Raw genomic sequence first — 16,379 nt, 5'->3', positions numbered from 1 at the left:
GCCGTCGCCGACGCCTGCCGAGGATGAGCACGGTTGCCAGAGACGGTAGTGGAGGCGGAATGGGACTCGTGGTGGTCAGCGGCGGCACCAACGGCATGGGACGGGCGTTCGCCCTCGGACGCGCCGAACGCGGCGACCGGGTCCTGGTGCTCGGCCGCGACCACACGCGCGGCGCGGCGCTAGCGAGCGACTCCGTCGACTTCCTCCCCGTCGACCTGTCCAGCGTGCGCGAGACCCGGCAGGTCGTCGAGCGCATCCTCGCGGAGCACCCGGTCGTGGACGCGTTGGCGCTGTTCGCCAACGCGGTGGCGCCGCGCCGGACCGTCACCGCCGAGGGCCTGGAGCACACCTTCGCGCTCTACTACCTCAGTCGCTACCTGCTCGGTCTCGGCCTGCGGCCGGCGCTCGACCGGGCGGCCACGCCGGTGATCGTGAACGTCGCGGGCGTCGGCGTCACCAGGGGCGGCGTGCGCTGGGCGGACCCGCAACTGGAGTCGGGGTACTCGGCGGTCACCGCGCAGTTGCAGGCCGGTCGCGCCAACGACCTGCTCGGCGTGGGCTTCGCCAGGCGGTCGGGAAGCCGCGCGCGGTACGTGCTCTACCATCCCGGCTTCACCAGGAGCGGCGACCGTGGCCCGCTGCCGTTCGTCGTTCGCGGGCTGTTGGCGGCGGCGTCGCTCGTGGCCCGTCCCGTCGCGGCGGCGGTGGCCCCGATCCACGGGTTCGTGGACGCGCCACCCGACGCGCCGCTGACCGCCGTGGACCGCGGCAGGCGACTTCCGCTCACCTTTCCGACGCTCGACCCACGCGACGCGGATCGCCTGGCGGACCTCACGGAGCGGCTGCTCGCGCCCCACGACTGTTAACGCTCACTGCCGTCGGACCGGCTCGGCGTCGGAGTTTTCCGGATGTCGAGCCGAGAGTTTCGGCGCTCCGGACTCTCCTTTATTAGCAGCTCAGGGGCGAGCGGTCCGCACCGGCGCACGGCCGGAACGACGAACCAGGAGCACTCGTTCCGCAACACGAGCGGTTGAACCTGTTATCGATAAACTGCTATCTTTCGGCACGGGAGCGAAGGGCACGCTCCCGGTCACCGGCAACGCGCCGACGAGGGCACGCCCCTCCGTCGCCCGGCGACCAGTCCGGGCCGCCGTGCCGATGCCCGCAGACCGTCGCCGGAGGACCTCGCTCCTCGCCGGCCCGCCTCTCCGCGCCTCGCCGCAGGCGAATCCGCACGCGCACCACAGGCACCGGACCACCACCACTGGCAAGGAGGCACGCAACAGTGAAACGTACCCATGTTCTCTCCACCCTCGCCGCCGCGGCCCTGATCGTCACGACGGCCGCCGGCGGTGTGCTGAGCGGCGGTCTCGGCGGCGCGGCGGAGGCCGCGACGAACGGCACGCTCGCCGCCACCGCCGGCTGCGGCAAGGCTCCCACGCTCACCAACGGCACCCGCACCATCTCCAGCGGCGGGCAGAACCGCAGCTACATCCTGCGGATCCCGGACGGCTACGACCGCAACCGCCCCTACCGGCTGGTCTTCGGCTTCCACTGGCTGAACGGCTCGGCGAACAACGTCGCGTCGGCCGGCTACTACGGGCTGCTGCCGCTGTCGAACAACAGCACGATCTTCGTCGCGCCGCAGGGCATCGACAACGGCTGGGCCAACACCAACGGCCGGGACCTGACCCTCTTCGACGACATCTCCCGGCAGGTCGAGAACGACCTCTGCGTCGACACCACCCAGCGCTTCGCGCTCGGCTGGAGCTACGGCGGGGCGATGAGCTACGCGGTCGCCTGCGCCCGGTCCAGCGTGATCCGCGCGGTAGCCGTGCTCTCCGGCGCCAACCTCAGCGGCTGCAACGGCGGCACCCAGCCCGTGCCCTACTTCGGCATCCACGGCACGCACGACAGCGTGCTGAACATCTCCATGGGCCGCTCGCTGCGCGACACGTTCGTCCGGAACAACGGCTGCACCGCGCAGACCCCGCGCGAGCCGGCGCTGAACAGCTTCAGCCACATCACCACCGTCTACTCGGGCTGCCGCGCCGGCTACCCGGTGCAGTGGGCCGCGTTCGACGGCGACCACACCCCCAGCCCGGTCGACGGCTCGGGCAGCCCGAACGACTCCCGGACCTGGACCTCGGGCGAGATCTGGCGCTTCTTCAGCCAGTTCGAGTCGACCACGCCACCGACCACCACCCCGCCGACGAGCACGCCGCCCACCAGCACGCCGCCCACCTCGACCCCGCCCACCACCACGCCGCCGACCACTCCCCCGACGACCGGCTGTGCGGCCGCCTACCGCACCGTCAACACCTGGCCGGGCGGCTTCCAGGGTGAGGTCACCGTCGCCAACAACACCACCGCCACCGTCAACGGCTGGACGGTACGCCTGACGCTGGCCTCCGGGCAGGCCATCAGCAGCCTCTGGAGCGGCGTCAACACCGGCACCACCGGCACGGTCTCGGTGCAGAACGCCCCCTACAACGGCACGCTGGCCCCGAACGCGTCGACCACGTTCGGGTTCACCGCCACCGGCAACGGCGCCACCGCCCCCGGCAACGTCACCTGCACCGCCTCCTGAGCGCCCCGGGCCCGGAGCCGACCGGCTCCGGGCCCGCGGTTCCCCTGCGAGCGCCGGCACCGGTCCGTACAGTGCTCAGACAGTGCCGTCGCGAGGAGGAGAGTCATGTCGAAGCCGCCGCTGCCCGAGCCGGCCGTCGCCATGCTGCGCAAGCCGAACCCGGCCGTCATCGCCACGCTGCGGCCCGACGGACAGCCGGTGTCCGCGGCCACCTGGTACCTGTGGGAGGACGGCCGGATCCTGGTCAACATGGACGAGGGCCGCCGCCGCCTCGACCACCTGCGCAACGACCCCCGGGTCACCCTCACCGCCCTGGACGAGCAGGGCTGGTACACGCACCTGAGCATCGTCGGGCGCGTCGTCGAGCTGCGCGAGGACACCGACCTCGCCGACATCGACCGGCTCTCCCGGCACTACACCGGGAAGGCGTACCCGCGACGGGAGCGGGCCCGGGTCAGCGCGCTGATCGAGATCGACCGCTGGCACGGCTGGGGCGCGCTCAAGGACAACAGCCAGGTCGGCTGAGCGAACCGCCGCAGGAGGCGACGTGGGCATCCGATCCCGGCGGCGAGGACGCCGGGCCTGGCTGATGGCCGGGCTGGTCGTGCTGACGCTGGTCACGGTCGCGTCGGCGGCTCTGGCGTACCCCTCGGCGGCCGCGGCCGCCTGTCCCCGCTGCTACGGCCTGGTGCCGGTGCAGGGCCGGCTCCACGCCGAGCCCGGTCTGTCGGACGCCGACCGGCAGCGGCTCGTCGAGGTGTACCGCGAGGCGAACCGGCAGGTCGACGAGTTCTACCAGGGGCGGCGGAGCGATCCGACAGTCCTCGCCTGCCTGACCACCGACTGCTACCAGCGGATCGGTGGCGGCGGCGAGCGGGGGGCGGCGATCCGCACCTGGGCGCTGATGCTCTCCCCCCGTGGCATCTCCACGACGATCGCCGCGCACGAACTCTCCCACGTCGAGTTCCGTACGCGGCTCGGTTCCCGGCACGCGGAGGTTCCGCAGTGGTTCGACGAGGGCCTCGCGGTCCTGGTCGCCGACGACAGGCGTTACCTCGCGCCGCCCACCGCACCGGACCGCTGCCGGGACGCGGCCCCGGGACCGTTGCCGGAGACGCTTGCCGCGTGGCTGCGCGCGGCCGGCGCGGACGAGCAGGTGTACGCCAGAGCCGCCTGCCGGGTGAGCCGCTGGGTCGACGCGCACGGCGGCCGGCAGGCCGTGCTCCACCTCGTCGACCGGCTCCGAGACGGTGAACGCTTCGCCGCGCTCGTCGACGGCTGAGGCGGGGACGCCGCCGAGGCGCTCTCCGGCCCCCCGTGCCGCATCACCCAGGGTGGAGTCGTCGCAGGGCCGCGGCGGCCATGCGCCCGGGCCAGGGCTCGCGGGAGCCGGTTGCCGTCCGGTGCCCGCCGGAGAGCCGCCGGGCACCGGGGCGAGGGCCACTAGCGCGGCGCGGCCCAGAAGACGTATACCGCGCCGTAGGGCACCGCTGCGGTCGCGCCGTCGGTGCAGGGACCGGACGGGGCGACACCGCCGGAGGTCAGCAGCCGGTTGACGTACGCGACGTCGGCGAGGATGCCCGAGCCGGTGTGGGTGTCCACCGTCAGCAGCAGTTCCGGGATGGTCCCCGGCCGCGGGCTCTCCGCGGTCTTCTTCGCGGTGATCAGCGAGTTGTCGCGCTCGGACTGCCAGCTCGGGCCCTTGAAGTGGTGGACCCGGCCGCCGGTGCCGACCAACCGGGCCTCCGGCACGGACGCGCCGGTGAACACGCCACCGGCGCACGTGTAGGTCTGCGTCCCGCTCGCGACGACGTACGCGCCGACCGGGCGTGATCCGGCCGGCGGGCGGATCGCCGGGGCGATGCCGCCGACGGCGACCCGGTCGGTGTCGGGACGGACGGCGGCGGACGCCGGAGCGGTCGTTCCCCCGATCGCCGCGAGGACGCCGGCCGTGCCGACGGCGGCGAGCGCCCGGACCCGGGAGCGAGACGTGCTGGGCATGCGGTTCCTCCGTTCGGGCAGGCGCGCTCGCGCCTCCGCACTTCTCAACGGGCTCCGGCCGGGCGGCGATCAACGGTGCGCCGGTTCTGTCGGCCACCCGACCATCCCCTGTTGCGCAGACGTTCGATCCAAATCTCGGGCAACTGATCGACAAGCCGATCCGTATCGGACACCATCTATCTCATGAATGTCCGGTCCGCCGGCGCTCGGCCAGCCGCCGAGAGCGCGAGCCCTGATCAGATCCCCGACGAGCGCCCGCCGGGCGGACGGGGGCGGCGAATCCCGCGCGAGTGGGTCCTCGCGATCGTCGGCAGCGTGCTGCTGGCGGTGGCGCTGACCTGGCCCACGCTGCGGCACCCGGCGACCACGATCCCCGGCGACCTCGGCGACCCGACGTTGCAGGCGTGGCAGGTCGCCTGGTCGGGGCACGCCCTGCTGAGCAACCCGCTCGGTCTCTGGGACTCGAACACGTTCTATCCCGAGAAGTACACGTACGCCTACAGCGACACCCTGCTCGGGTACGCGTCGGCCGGGATGCTCGGCTCCGGCTTCGAGGCGGCCGTGGTCCGCTACAACGTGCTCTACGTGCTGCTGCACGCGCTCGCGTGCCTCGGGGCGTACGCGCTGGCCCGGCAGCTCGGAGCGAACCGGTGGGGCGGCGCGGTCGCCGGCGTAGCCTGGGCCTTCGCGCCGTGGCGGCTGGCGCACTCCGGCCACCTGAACATCCTGTCCAGCGGCGGCATCGCGCTGGCGCTGGCGATGCTGGCGCGCGGGCACGGCTGGTCGCTGCGCCACGGCTACCGGCCGGAGCGGCGCCGGCCCGGCTGGGCGCTGGCCGGGTGGCTCGTCGCCGCCTGGCAGGTCAGCCTCGGCTTCGGCATCGGGCTGCCCCTGGTCTACTTCCTGCTGGCCGCGGTGCTGGTGGCGGCCGGCTGCTACGGCTGGTCCTGGTGGCGGCGGCGGGAGCGACCACCGTTCGGCCGGCGGCTGCTGCTCGCCGACCTGGCCGGCGGCGTCGCGTTCGGCGCGGTGACGGTGCTGCTCGGCCTGGTCTACCTGCGCGTGGTCGACCTCAACCCACAGGCGCAACGGACGCTCGACTGGACGAAGATGTTCTCCCCGCCGCTGATGGGCTTCCTGACCGCGCCCGGTGACTCCTGGGTGTGGGGCGAGCGGCACGCCGCCGCGCGCGAGCAGTTGAGCTGGCCGCCGGAGATGGCGCTGCTGCCGGGGATGACGCTGATCGGGCTGGCCGCGGCCGGGCTGTTCGTCTCGGCCTACCCGCTCCGCCGGCGGCTGGCGCTCGGGCTCGGCGTGCTCGGCACGGTGCTGCTGGGGCTGGGCGCCACGTTCGGCGGCGACGGGGACCCCGGTTACCTGACGTTGTCCCGGCTCCTGCCGGGCTGGGACGCGTTGCGCACGCCGGGCCGGATGATGCACTGGACCAGCCTGCTGCTCGCGCTGTTGGCCGCCGGTCTGGTGACGGCGCTGGCCGAGTCGTCGGGGCGGGCCACCAACCGCCGCCGGACGCGGATCCTCGCCACCCTGGTCCTGCTGGTGCCGCTGGCCCTGGTCACCGTGGAGGGCGTCAACCGGACGCCGCACCCGACCGTGCCGCCGCCACCGGCGGCGCTGCGGAGCGCGCCGGACCCGATCCTGGTGCTGCCCGCCGGCGGCGTGGGCGACCTGACGTACATGCTGTGGACGACCGACGGTTTCCCCCGGGTGACTAACGGGCTCGGCGGGTTCGAGCCGGCGAGCCAGGCGCAGACCCGCGTCGCGGTCGCGTCCTTCCCCGACCCCGGCAGCGTGGCCTACCTGCGGGGGATCGGCGTGCGGTCGGTCGTGGCGGTGCCGAGCCGCGCCGCCGGCACACCGTGGGAGGGCATCGAGGCGCGACCGGTCGACGGACTGGGCATCACCCGGGAGGATCGCGATGGCGTGCTGGTCTACCGTCTCTGACCAGGGCCGGGCGAGGTGACGGTGGTGCGGCTGTCCGTCGTGGTGCCCTGCTACAACGAGGAAGCGTCGGTGGAGCGGTTGCACCGTACGGTGCGCGACGCGCTCGACGCGCTGCCCGACGTCGACGTGGAGGTGGTCTACGTCGACGACGGCAGTGCGGACGGCACGCTGGACGCGCTGCGCCGGCTCGCCGCCGCCGACCCGTGCGTCTGCTATCTGTCGCTGAGCCGCAACTTCGGCAAGGAGGCGGCGATGCTCGCCGGCCTGCGCCGGGCGACCGGCGACGCGGTCGTCATCATGGACGCCGACCTGCAACACCCGCCCCGGCTGCTGCCGGAGATGGTGGCGCTCTACCGGCAGGGTTTCGACCAGGTGATCGCCCGGCGGGACCGGCGCGGCGACCGGTTCGTCCGCACGCTCGCCTCGCGGTCGTTCTACCGGGCCATCAACTGGTGGATCGACGTGCGCCTGCTGGACGGGGAGGGCGACTTCCGCCTGCTGTCGCGGCTCGCGGTGGACGCGATCCTCACCATGCCGGAGTACAACCGGTTCTCCAAGGGCCTGTTCTCCTGGATCGGCTTCCGGACGGTGGTCGTGGCCCACCACAACGAGGCCCGGCAGGCCGGGCGGAGCCGCTGGACGTTCGGCAAGCTGTTCAACTACGCGTTCGACGGCCTGCTGTCGTTCAACAACCGGCCGCTGCGCCTGGCGATCTACGGCGGCCTGTTCCTCACCCTGATCGCGGTGGCCTACATGGCCTGGGTGGTCGCGGACGCGGTGGAGAAGGGCATCGACGTCCCCGGCTACACCACGATCATCGTCAGCGTGATCGGGCTCGGCGGCATCCAGATGATGCTCCTCGGCGTGATCGGCGAGTACATCGGCCGGATCTACTACGAGACCAAGCGCCGGCCGCACTATCTGGTGCGGGAGACGGAACGCCTGGTCACCGAGGCCCGCGACGAGCGCTGAGCACCGCCGCGCGGTCGGACCGGGCCGGTACGCGGCAGGCGTACCGGCCCGGTGACCGGATCGGGGGCGGGCGCTCAGCCCAGGACCACCCCCGAGGCGCCGACGCCGGCGAGGCCGGAGAAGATGTCCTCGTAGTACATCCGCCAGGCGCAGACCCGGCCGGTGGGGACGTAGCCGGTGCAGGCCGTCGAGGTGTTGGTGTCGTCGATGGCGGAGTTGGTGCCGGTGGCGTACACCTGGGTGGTGTTGGCCCCGTTCACGATCTCCACCGGGCCGCCGCTGTCACCCTGGCCGACCGCGTTGGTGCGGGTGGTGCTCTCCGCCTGCACCTGGCCGCAGACCGTGCCGAAGTTGCGGATGTTGATGCACAGGTCGCGGGCCTTGACCTGGATCGAGCAGCGGGTGCCGGAGTAGGCGCCGGAGGTGCACACGAAGTTGCCGACCTGGCTGGCCAGCGCGCCGATCACCTGGTTGCTGAACTCGCTGGTCACCGCGCCGGCCGCGTCGGTGGTGTTGTTGAAGACCCGGCCGCCCCCGCTGCCCGCGAGGAGCAGCGTGTCGGTGCCGACGTTGCGGGTGCCGACGATGCCGATCGTCTGCCCGGTCGGGTCGGTGGCGACGTTGTTGAGGTTGCCGCAGTGCGCGGCGGAGAGCACCCGCGACACCCCGCCCTGGAGGACGCCGAAGCCGGTCGAGCAGCCGCCGCCGGTGGTGGCGTTGCGCCAGGCGGCGCCGCCCCACCACGGCGGCGAGTCGTCCCACCGGGTGGCGGGCGCGGCGGCGACGCCGGTCTGCACGGTCACCGGGACGCCGGCGAGGCTCGCCGCGCCGAGCAGCCCGTGCTGCGTGCCGACGAGCAGGCCGGCGCCGTCGGCGCGCGGCCCCACCGTGGTGACCGCGTCGCCGGCCGCGGCGCGCAGCTTGGCCGCGGCCACCGCCAGCTCCCGCTGCGAGTACGCGGCGGGCAGCACCCGGGTCGGCACCACGCCCCGGGCGGTGGCCAGCAGGCCGGCCGGCGCCGTGCCCTTCCAGTAGACCCGCAACTGGCGGGTGGTGGGGTCGGCGACCACGCCGGCGAACCCGGAGTCGGGTCCGCGTCGCGCCGCCCGTTGGATCCGCTCGGCGGCGGTGTTCATCCGCTGCTGCACCGTGAACAGCTCCGCCCAGGACGCGAAGCCGGCCGGCGCCGGCGCGCTGTCGACGAACGACCCGGTGGTGGCGCCCTTGCCGGCCGGCGCGGCGGCGGTGGCCGGCGCGGTGGACACGCCGGTGGCGAGCAGCGTCAGGCCGACCGCCGCGACGGCGGCGCGGCGCAGCAGTCCCCCGGCCCGTCGGGCGGTCAGGTGTCGATGGCTCATCAGGTCTCCCTTTCCCCAGGTGGCATGGCACGGGCCGAGCCCGCACCGGGACGGTGGCACGGGCCGCCGGGGCGCCGCCGGGCATCCTGGACTGCGCTGGACACCGCCGGACACCGTCGGCCGCCCCGGCGGACGTCCGAAGTGGATCTGTCGGAGATCAGCATCGATCTATGGATGTCGTCGGCTCCGGATCTACAGTCCCGGTGTCGGCTCCCTCGGCAGCCGGGGTGAGGTCGGCGGGGGAGGCCGCATGTCCGACCAGGCGGAGCGTCCCGGTGCGGCGAGATCGCCGCGGGGCGCGACCAAGGTCGACCGATCCGCGTACCCGGTGATCCGCGCCGCCGACGCCGCGCGGACCGTGCCGGAGCTGGCCGGCCTGCTGCGCCAGCTCCGGCGGCGGGAGGCCCGGCAGCAGGGCGAGACGCCGTTGACCTACCGGCAACTGGCCGCCAAGACCGGCTGGTCGCGGGGCGTGATCGGGGAGTATTTCGCCGGCAACATCCTGCCGCCGACGGAACGGTTCGACGTGCTGATCCGGCTGCTCGGCGCCACCGCCGGCGAGCAGGGTGCGCTGGCCACCGCGCGGGACCGGGTGGAGGAGGCGCGGCGGCAGCCGGACCCGGGCGACACCCGTGCCGGGCGGGACCGCGCCCGGACGGCACGGCTGCCCGTGCCGCGCCAACTGCCCCCGGCGCTGCCCGGCTTCGTCGGCCGGGCCGACCAGTTGGCGCAGTTGGACGCCGGCGGCGGCCCGGCGACGGGCGACCCCGCTCCGACGATCCTGGTCCTGTCGGGCACCGCCGGGGTGGGCAAGACGACGCTCGCGGTGCACTGGGCGCACCGGGCCGCCGACCGCTTCCCCGACGGCCAGCTCTACGTCGACCTGCGCGGCTTCGACGCCACCGGCGCGGTGGTGACACCGGCCGAGGCGGTGCACGGCCTCCTGGAGGCGCTGGGGGTGCCGCCGGAGCGGATGCCGGTGCACCTGTCCGCACAGGTGGGCCTCTACCGCAGCCTGCTCGCCGACCGCCGGATCCTGGTGCTGCTGGACAACGCCCGCGACGTCGAGCAGGTCCGGCCCCTGTTGCCCGGCAGCCCCGGCAGCCAGGTGCTGGTCACCAGCCGCAACCGGCTCGCCGGCCTGATCGCCGCCGAGGGCGCCCGCGCGATCACCGTCGGGCTGCTCAGCACCGCCGAGTCCTGGCAGTTGCTGGCCCGCCGCCTCGGCGCGCAGCGGCTGGCGGTCGAGCCGCAGGTGGTGGACGAGATGGTCGAGCGGTGCGCGCGGCTGCCGCTGGCGCTGGCGGTGCTCGCCGCGCGGGGCGCCGCGCACCCCGCGTTCCCGCTGGCCACCCTCGCCGCCGAGCTACGGGACGCGGCCCGGCTGCTCGACGCGTTCGACACCGGGGACGCCGGCACCGGCGTGCAGGCGGTCTTCTCCTGGTCCTACCGGAGCCTGACGCCGGCCGCCGCGCGGCTGTTCCGGCTGCTCGGCTGCCACCCGGGACCCGAGATCGGCATCCCGGCGGCGGCCAGCCTGGCCAGCCTGCCCCGCAAGCAGGTGCCCCGGCTGCTCGCCGAGCTCGCCCACGCGCACCTGGTCACCGAGCACGCGCCGGGCCGGTACGGCGCGCACGACCTGCTGCGCGCGTACGCGGCGGAGCTGACCGAGCGCCTCGATCCGGACGGCGGGCGACGGGCGGCGATCCGCCGCGGCCTGGACCACCACCTGCACTCCGCGCACGCCGCCGCGGTGCTGCTGCAACCGGGCTGGGATCCGGCCGCCCTGCCCGACGCGCTGCCCGGGGTGCTGCCCGAGGAGATCGCCGACCAGGAGGCGGCGCTGGCCTGGTTCACCGAAGAGCACCGCGTGCTCCTGGCGGCGGTGCACCACGCGGAGTGCGCCCGCTGCGACGGTCACGCCTGGCGGCTGGCCCGAACACTTGTGGACTTCCTGCAACGGCAGGGCCGCTGGTCGGACCTGGCCGACGCCCAGCGGACCGCGCTGGCCGCCGCCCGGCGGGCGGGCGAGCGGGCCGGGCAGGCCCACGCCCACCGGGACCTGGCGCGGGCCCTGGTCCGGCTGGGCCACGAGGAGGAGGCCGCCGGCCACTACCGCGACGCGTTGACGATCTTCGCCGAGCTGGGCGACCACAGCGGACAGGCGCGCACCCACCGGGCGTTCGGCGCCCTGCTGGACGCGCGGGGCCACTACGAGGAGTCGTTGCACCACGCGGCGCGCGCGCTGGCGCTCTACGAACACGTCGACCATCCGGCCGGGCAGGCGAGCGCCCGCAACGCGATGGGCTGGGCGCACGCCCGACTCGGCCGTTACGGCCCGGCGCGCGGCCACTGCGAGCAGGCGTTGGCGTTGCTGCGCCGCACCGACGACCGGCACGGCGAGGCGAACACCTGGGACAGCCTCGGCTTCATCCACGACGGGCTGGGCAACCACCGCCGGGCCGTCCGGTGCTACGGCCGGGCGCTGACGCTGTACCAGCGGATCGGCGACCGCTACGACGAGGCGGACACGCTGACCCGGCTTGGCGACAGCCGCGACGCCGCCGGCGACCGGGCCGGGGCGTCGCGCACCTGGCGGCGGGCCCTGGTGATCCTCGACGGACTCGGCCACCCGGACGCCGAGCGGGTCCGCGCACGGCTGCTGCGGGCGCCGTGAGCACGCGGGCCGGGCGTCCGCGACGCCCGGCCCGTTCGCCTCAGGGCCGGGTCAACCGGCCACGCAGGACAACGACGGGACGCCGTTCGTGGCGCCGGACGACCCCAGGAAGCCGAAGGTCGTGCTGCCACCGGCGCCGAGCGCGCCGTTGTAGCTGACGTTGCGGGCGGTCACCGTGGAGCCGCTGCTGGTCACCGTCGCGCTCCACGACTGCGTCACCTGCTGCCCGTTGGCGAACGTCCAGGTCACCGTCCAGCTACCGATCGCCGACGCGCCGGCGGTCACCCGCACCTCGGCCTGAAAACCGCCCTGCCACTGACCCGTCACGGTGTACGACGCCGAGCAGGAGCGCCCGTTCGACGGTGGCGGGGTGGTCGGTGGGGTGGTGGTCGGTGGGGTGGTGGTCGGCGGCGGCGTCGTCGGGGTGCCGCCACCGACGGCGCTCATGATGGCGTCGATGATGCCCTGCTGGGTGACGGTGGCGGACGAGCGGTTGAACAGCCCGAACCCGTACGCGCCGTTGTATCCGTTGTCCCAGTAGGCGGTGGCCGCCCCGTACTTCTTGGCGGTGGACACCAGGGTGCGCGCGTAGTCCGCGCGGTACCTGTTGTTCGTCGAGTCGGCCGACGTCTTGTCGACCGAGCCGTACTCGCCGACGAACACCGGGTATCCGCGCGAGACGAAGGTGTCGCGCACCTTCTTGAGCTGCGCGTCCATGAAGTCCTGCTGTCCCCAGGTCGACTTCCGCGCCGGATTCGTGGCGGCCGGCCCCCACTGCGTGATGGTGCCGTTCTCCTCCCCGGCGAAGTCCCAGGGGTCGTAGTAGTGCACCGAGATCATGAGCCGCTGCTCGTTGGCCGGCACTGTCGACGACCGGTACTGGTCCGTCGGCAGCACGAAGCCGTAGTTGCCCACGGTGTAGTCGATGTTGGTGTTCCAACCGGGGACGAGCAGCCATCGCGAGGTGTTGTTCCCGCCGGTCCGGCGGACCGTGTCCACGAAGATCTGGTTGTAGGCGTTGATGTTCGAGTAGCACGGCTGGGTGGGATTGCCGTACTGACCGTCGAACTCCTCGTTCATGGACTCGAGGATGAGGCGCTCGCTGTAGCTCTGAAACCTGGTGGCGATCTGTTGCCACACCTTCTGGTACTTGTCCCGGATCGTCGTCTGGTCCGACGAGTCGCAGATCAGCCAGGATCCGGTGACGGTCTTGTAACCGTCACCGTGCATGTTGATCAGCACGTACAGGCCACGACCGTAGGCGTAGTCGACGATTTCCTGGATCCGGTTCAGCCAGGCAGCGCTGATCGTGTAGTTCGGCGCCGAGCCGATGTTCCCGAGGTAGGACACCGGGATGCGGATCGTCTTGAATCCCGCCGCCTTGACCCGGTCGATGAAGGCCTGCGTCACGACCGGGTTGCCCCAGGCCGTCTCGCCGGGTATCCCGTTGACGTTGGCCTCCAGCGTGTTCCCCAGGTTCCACCCCGCGCCCATGTCGGCGACGAGCTGCGTGGAATTCAACTGTCTGATGCTGTCGGCAGATGCGGAATTCGTCATCAGGGTCGCGGATCCGGCCACCGCCAATATGCCGGCAAGGAAGGCGAGGAGCGCCTTCCGCAGCGTTGATCTCACAGGTAACTCCCGTCCGAATCGGCCATCACGCTGAGTTGTCGAATTTATTCGACGATGACGGTCGATTACGCTTTCACGAACGATCAGGTCAATAAAAGCATAGACGTCGATCCATAGAGCAACAAGGCGGCACCGAGCGCTTCACCGATCGCAGCCGACAAGCTGCGACGTGACCACCGCGCTCACGGTCGTGTCCACGCTTGTCGCGCGGCAGGCGCCGAAAGCCACCGCGAGTGCCTCGGCGGTGACAGGCCGGACCGCTCGCCGCCGGGGAGTCGGCCGTACCCCTACCGGTGCAGGTGGGCCGTCCAGTCCGCCGGCACCCGACCCTCGGGTCCCGGCGCGGGCTGGTCGAGCGGATGCGCGTGCGGCTCCGCCAGGGCCGGGCCGTCGGCGTAGAGCTGATCACTGGAGTAGTCCCAGAACCACGACTCGCCGGGCTCGAAGCTCTGGATGAGCGGATGCCCCGTCTCAGCCGCGTGCGCGGTCGCGTGCCGGCTCGGCGAGGAGTCGCAGCAGCCGACGTGGCCGCAGGCCGCGCAGCGGCGCAGGTGGAACCACCACCCGGCGGAGGACTCGCACTCGACGCAGCCGGTCCCGCTCGGCGGGACGGCGGGGTCGATCGCCGGGTTCGGCTGGGACTGGTCGTCCACCACGTGGTTCCCTCCGCTTCGCGGCTCCGGCTGTCGAGCCGTCCCGGCTCCGAGCCCCGGGCCTCGGAGCCTACCCGGCAGCCGGGACGGCGGCGCGCCGTCCCGGCCGTCGCCGGATCACCTCACCCGCTCAGCGGTGGCTCCCAGCCGTCGCGGTAGCGCACCCCGCGCAGCCGGATCTGCTCGTGCACCGCCTCGGGGACGGGCTCGGTGCGCACCGCCTCGGGGCGGTCCACCACGACGCAGACGTCCTCGCCGGGCCACCACCAGCCACCGGAACGGGCCAGGTCGGCCCAGGTGTCGAGCTGCGCGTCCTCGTCCGGCCGGTAGCGGGCCAGGCCGAGCCGCCGCAGCACGTCGTAGTAGGCGATCCAGGAGGCGTCCTGCTGCCCGTACCAGCAGACCGGGACCGGGCCGTCGGCCGCGAGCGCCGCGCGCACGGGAAGGGAGAAGCCGTGGGCGAGGCTCCGGTGCAGTGCGGTACGGACGCCCTGGTGCAGCACGACGCCGAGCGGGACGCCGCGGGCGAGCGCCGGCAGCGGCGGCAGCTCGGGCCAGGGCTCCTTGGTCTTGCCGGCGCGGAGCGGCGTCAGCTCCGGGTCGGCGTGGGTGACGCCCTCGCTCAGTGCGCCGCGCAGTCGGGAGACCACCAGGGCGACATCGCTGGCCGGCGGTGGCGTTCCGCGCGGTCGGGGATCCCGGATCCACTCGTGGAGCCGGTCGAGGGTGGGCCAGCCGGCGACCAGGGGGCGTGCCTCGTCGGGCGAGTCGACCCATTCGAACCGGGGCCGGGGCCGGGACGCGCGGGCGTAGACGGCGGTCAGGCAGCGCTCGACGGTCGACCTCTCCGCCGGCTGCGTGGACAGGGCGTGGCCGAGCCATTCGCGCCGGATCTCGACGGTCTGCTGCCACAACTCGGTCGGTGAGAGGGTCGCGGCCTCGTCGTGCCGCGCGGGGGCGCTCAACGCGCCAGGGCGTCGCCGCCCTTCCGATAGGAGATCATGACTCCACCATGACCGAGCCGGGATGCCGGCGCAAGCCGGTTTCCGTCGGTGACGTCGAGGCGGTCACCCTCCCCCGAAACCGGTCGACGGGTCGTGGGCGGCCGGACCGGCACGCCCACGACCCTCCGGTCAGGACAGGGCGTCCGGGCGGTCGACGTCCCCGCGCCACGCACCGGTCGCGCTCCCCCGGTTCTCGATGAACTCCTTGAAGCGCTTCGCGTCGGCCTTCACCTGGTGGCTGTCCACCCCGACGGCGCTGCCGGCCTTCTCCACCAGCCCCTCCGGCTCCCAGTCGAGCTGGATGGTCACCCGGGTCTCGTCGTCGGAGAGCCGGTGGAACGTGACCACGCCGGCGTGCTTCGTGTCGCCACCGGTGCTCTTCCACGCCACCCGCTCGTCCGGGTGCTGCTCGGTGATCTCGGCGTCGAACTCCCGGGTCACCCCGGCCACCTTGGTCACCCAGCGGGTGTGCGTCGGGTCGATCTGCGTGATCGACTCGACGCCGTCCATGAACTGCGGGAACGACTCGAACTGCGTCCACTGGTCGTACACGGCGCGGATCGGAACCTGAACATCGACGGACTCGGTCACGGTGCTCACTGGGCCTCCTCAAGCGACTTGTCGTGATCTCGTGGTGCCCCGACGTGGTCGGTTCAACCCTGCGACCACGTCACACCCGCGCCCGATTCGGTCACGCCCGCCGTCGTCGGGCCAGCACGACGAGCACCACGGCGAGCGCCGCCACCGCGCCGATCGCGGCGACCGGCAGCGGCCGACGCACCTTCTGCGGCAGGTCGTGCTCGCGCAGCGACGCCTCGATCGACTCCGAGGTCGACGCGAGCCGGCCGGTGACCGCACCGGCGACCTCCCCGGCGCGCCCCACCGCGGCGTCCACCCTGGCCCTGGCCTGCGCGCCGGCCTCCTCGGCGGCGACCTTGGCGCGGGCCTTGACGTCGGTCTTGGCGGCCAGCGCCTCGACGGTGTCGCCGAGCGCGGCGCGGGTCTGCGCGATCTCGGCCCGCAACTGCTGCGGGTCCGACGGCGTGCTCTCACTCATGGCTTCTCCCCTCCCGGAACGCGGTCCGCACCGCGTCCACGTCCGCGGTGACGCCGGACACCGCCTCCTGCGGCGCCAGCGGGGTCGTCGCGCGCAACTGCCGGCGGCCGAGCAGGGCCAGCACCCCGGCGGCGGCGAGCACGACGACCATGACGGTCAGCACGGCCAGCCACAGCGGCCAGGCCAGGTCCAGCAGCACCACCGCCAGGACCAGCAGCAACGCGAGCCCGTACAGGCCGAGGACGGCGGCGCCGCCGAACAGGCCCCCGCCGAGGCCGGCGTGCCGACCCTTGGCGACCAGCTCGGCCCGGGCCAGGGCCAGCTCGTCGCGTACGAGCGTCGACAGTTGCTCGGTCGCGCGGCTGATCAGGTCCGATGTCGACAGGGTGTCCGCCGGGGCGGCACGACCCTCGCCGACGTGGACCGACGGGTCCGGTGCCATCGCATCCCCTCTCGTCGTGTGCACGCCTGAT

The 16,379-nt window shown here is 73.4% G+C and carries 15 protein-coding genes; 7 read left to right on the top strand and 8 right to left on the bottom strand.

Features of this window, described 5'->3' with window-relative positions; genetic code table 11:
* The first annotated feature begins 59 nt into the window (after positions 1-59).
* From ACIA5A_RS23295 to ACIA5A_RS23280, 4 genes are all read left to right on the top strand, one after another.
* On the top strand, positions 60-866 hold the full coding sequence (locus tag ACIA5A_RS23295) for an SDR family NAD(P)-dependent oxidoreductase (protein ID WP_396765997.1): 807 nt from the start codon (positions 60-62) through the stop codon (positions 864-866).
* Positions 867-1,285: 419 nt separating this feature from the next.
* Positions 1,286-2,590, top strand: a complete 1,305-nt coding sequence (locus tag ACIA5A_RS23290) for a cellulose binding domain-containing protein (protein WP_396765994.1) — start codon at positions 1,286-1,288, stop codon at positions 2,588-2,590.
* 105 nt (positions 2,591-2,695) lie between these two features.
* Positions 2,696-3,115 (top strand): PPOX class F420-dependent oxidoreductase, encoded by a 420-nt coding sequence (locus tag ACIA5A_RS23285; RefSeq protein WP_396765991.1) that lies wholly within the window; start codon positions 2,696-2,698, stop codon positions 3,113-3,115.
* 22 nt (positions 3,116-3,137) lie between these two features.
* Entirely contained in the window at positions 3,138-3,872 is a 735-nt protein-coding gene (locus tag ACIA5A_RS23280; protein ID WP_396765988.1) for a hypothetical protein, read from the top strand.
* A gap of 161 nt (positions 3,873-4,033) precedes the next feature.
* Here ACIA5A_RS23280 and ACIA5A_RS23275 read toward each other — a convergent pair whose 3' ends face one another.
* Positions 4,034-4,591 carry a DUF3455 domain-containing protein gene (locus ACIA5A_RS23275; protein ID WP_396765986.1) on the bottom strand — a complete coding sequence of 186 codons (558 nt, stop codon included), beginning with the start codon at positions 4,589-4,591 and terminating at the stop codon, positions 4,034-4,036.
* Positions 4,592-4,774: 183 nt separating this feature from the next.
* Here ACIA5A_RS23275 and ACIA5A_RS23270 point away from each other — a divergent pair, with 183 nt between their 5' ends.
* Together ACIA5A_RS23270 and ACIA5A_RS23265 are read left to right on the top strand one after the other, a co-directional pair.
* On the top strand, positions 4,775-6,553 hold the full coding sequence (locus ACIA5A_RS23270) for a hypothetical protein (RefSeq protein ID WP_396765983.1): 1,779 nt from the start codon (positions 4,775-4,777) through the stop codon (positions 6,551-6,553).
* A gap of 15 nt (positions 6,554-6,568) precedes the next feature.
* Positions 6,569-7,525, top strand: a complete 957-nt coding sequence (locus tag ACIA5A_RS23265) for a glycosyltransferase family 2 protein (RefSeq protein WP_396765980.1) — start codon at positions 6,569-6,571, stop codon at positions 7,523-7,525.
* 74 nt (positions 7,526-7,599) lie between these two features.
* Here ACIA5A_RS23265 and ACIA5A_RS23260 read toward each other — a convergent pair whose 3' ends face one another.
* A complete protein-coding gene (locus tag ACIA5A_RS23260) occupies positions 7,600-8,883 on the bottom strand; it encodes a hypothetical protein (protein WP_396765977.1) in 1,284 nt (427 codons plus the stop codon).
* A gap of 250 nt (positions 8,884-9,133) precedes the next feature.
* On the opposite strand from ACIA5A_RS23260, the gene ACIA5A_RS23255 reads away from it, so the two are divergent.
* Positions 9,134-11,560 (top strand): ATP-binding protein, encoded by a 2,427-nt coding sequence (locus ACIA5A_RS23255; protein WP_396765974.1) that lies wholly within the window; start codon positions 9,134-9,136, stop codon positions 11,558-11,560.
* Positions 11,561-11,611: 51 nt separating this feature from the next.
* Here the strand turns inward: ACIA5A_RS23255 and ACIA5A_RS23250 are convergent, their stop codons facing one another.
* From ACIA5A_RS23250 to ACIA5A_RS23225, 6 genes are all read right to left on the bottom strand, one after another.
* Positions 11,612-13,192, bottom strand: coding sequence for a cellulase family glycosylhydrolase (locus ACIA5A_RS23250; RefSeq protein WP_396765971.1), 1,581 nt, complete (start codon positions 13,190-13,192; stop codon positions 11,612-11,614).
* Between the two features lie 287 nt (positions 13,193-13,479).
* Positions 13,480-13,845: a UBP-type zinc finger domain-containing protein gene (locus ACIA5A_RS23245; protein WP_396765968.1), complete on the bottom strand. Its 366-nt coding sequence runs from the start codon at positions 13,843-13,845 to the stop codon at positions 13,480-13,482.
* A 122-nt stretch (positions 13,846-13,967) separates the two neighbouring features.
* Positions 13,968-14,810: a DUF6745 domain-containing protein gene (locus ACIA5A_RS23240; RefSeq protein WP_396765965.1), complete on the bottom strand. Its 843-nt coding sequence runs from the start codon at positions 14,808-14,810 to the stop codon at positions 13,968-13,970.
* 168 nt (positions 14,811-14,978) lie between these two features.
* Positions 14,979-15,449: an SRPBCC family protein gene (locus tag ACIA5A_RS23235; protein ID WP_396765962.1), complete on the bottom strand. Its 471-nt coding sequence runs from the start codon at positions 15,447-15,449 to the stop codon at positions 14,979-14,981.
* A gap of 91 nt (positions 15,450-15,540) precedes the next feature.
* Entirely contained in the window at positions 15,541-15,906 is a 366-nt protein-coding gene (locus ACIA5A_RS23230) for a DUF3618 domain-containing protein (protein WP_396765959.1), read from the bottom strand.
* Entirely contained in the window at positions 15,899-16,348 is a 450-nt protein-coding gene (locus tag ACIA5A_RS23225; RefSeq protein ID WP_396765956.1) for a phage holin family protein, read from the bottom strand. Before ACIA5A_RS23225 ends, ACIA5A_RS23230 begins: the two co-directional genes overlap by 8 nt.
* Positions 16,349-16,379: the final 31 nt, after the last annotated feature.

Source organism: Micromonospora sp. NPDC051300 (assembly GCF_044455315.1).
GTDB lineage: Bacteria > Actinomycetota > Actinomycetes > Mycobacteriales > Micromonosporaceae > Micromonospora > Micromonospora robiginosa.
This window is presented reverse-complemented; position numbering and strand designations above follow the sequence as displayed.

What these genes read in the sequence shown, in the direction of transcription:
- ACIA5A_RS23295 (WP_396765997.1), top strand. Translation starts at nt 60, where the DNA reads ATGGGACTCGTGGTGGTCAGCGGCGGCACCAACGGCATGGGACGGGCG.
- ACIA5A_RS23285 (WP_396765991.1), top strand. Translation starts at nt 2,696, where the DNA reads ATGTCGAAGCCGCCGCTGCCCGAGCCGGCCGTCGCCATGCTGCGCAAG.
- ACIA5A_RS23275 (WP_396765986.1), bottom strand. Translation starts at nt 4,591, where the DNA reads ATGCCCAGCACGTCTCGCTCCCGGGTCCGGGCGCTCGCCGCCGTCGGC.
- ACIA5A_RS23270 (WP_396765983.1), top strand. Translation starts at nt 4,775, where the DNA reads ATGAATGTCCGGTCCGCCGGCGCTCGGCCAGCCGCCGAGAGCGCGAGC.
- ACIA5A_RS23260 (WP_396765977.1), bottom strand. Translation starts at nt 8,883, where the DNA reads ATGAGCCATCGACACCTGACCGCCCGACGGGCCGGGGGACTGCTGCGC.
- ACIA5A_RS23255 (WP_396765974.1), top strand. Translation starts at nt 9,134, where the DNA reads ATGTCCGACCAGGCGGAGCGTCCCGGTGCGGCGAGATCGCCGCGGGGC.
- ACIA5A_RS23230 (WP_396765959.1), bottom strand. Translation starts at nt 15,906, where the DNA reads ATGAGTGAGAGCACGCCGTCGGACCCGCAGCAGTTGCGGGCCGAGATC.
- ACIA5A_RS23225 (WP_396765956.1), bottom strand. Translation starts at nt 16,348, where the DNA reads ATGGCACCGGACCCGTCGGTCCACGTCGGCGAGGGTCGTGCCGCCCCG.